Here is a 742-nt window from a genome sequence, read left to right as displayed (position 1 = left end):
AACCTTAGCGCCGCCCGTATATTCCTCCGGAACCATGTAGAGCAGCGAAGCCCCCAGCGGCGCCATCGCCTGGTCGTAGAAGGCTTTTGAGGCGTCGAAATCGGAAACGCTGATGCCGAGATGGTCGATCATGGGACGAGTTCCTCCATTGGTGGCGCGGCTTCGGCTAAGCCGGCCACGATGACGATGTGCTGGCAGACATTGTCGATATCGCGGATCAAGTCGTCGTTCCAGAAGTGCTGCAGACGGCTCCTGACAGTCGAGGTCAGCGCCCTACGGCGCCCCCCTCTGTCCTGCCGGACATCTCCCCCACGAGGGGGGAGATTGGCAGCTTTTACGCCGCGCTCTATCCTGCGAGGTCGGAGATTGGCGAAACCGGCGATGACAGCTGATCTCCCCCCTCGTGGGGGAGATGTCCGGCAGGACAGAGGGGGGCGCTGTCCCGCCAGCCTCTCCGTTTCAACCATGAGACCCGCTACCCTCACCGCTTGATCTCCCACGTCGTCACGCGCTGGCCGGTGACGGGATCCTTGCCGTCCTTCAACTGTACGCCCTGCGCCAATAGCTCGTCGCGAACCCGATCAGCCTCGGCCCAGTTCTTCGCCGCGATCAGCGCCAAGCGATCGGCGATCGCCTTGGCCACCGCAACCTCATCCACTTTGGCTGCGCCGGTATCGAAGCCGAGGAAGGCAAGCGTGGCCTTCAGCGAAGCGGCAGCACCATCGCCGCCAACCTCGCTTGC

General features: G+C 63.5%; 3 pseudogenes. All 3 read right to left on the bottom strand.

Annotated elements, in window-relative coordinates:
- Positions 1-132, bottom strand: a pseudogene (locus tag DPM33_RS37330) (VOC family protein); the annotation flags it as partial.
- Positions 129-236: pseudogene (locus DPM33_RS35645) on the bottom strand (endonuclease domain-containing protein); the annotation flags it as partial. The pseudogenes DPM33_RS35645 and DPM33_RS37330, both read right to left, overlap by 4 nt.
- A 245-nt stretch (positions 237-481) precedes the next feature.
- Positions 482-742 (bottom strand): annotated as a pseudogene (locus DPM33_RS35635) (cysteine--tRNA ligase); the annotation flags it as partial.

It is taken from the genome of Mesorhizobium hawassense (assembly GCF_003289945.1).
GTDB classification, from domain to species: Bacteria; Pseudomonadota; Alphaproteobacteria; order Rhizobiales; family Rhizobiaceae; genus Mesorhizobium; species Mesorhizobium hawassense.
Note: the sequence above shows the minus strand (reverse complement) of the source record. Positions and strands in the feature narration are given on the sequence as shown.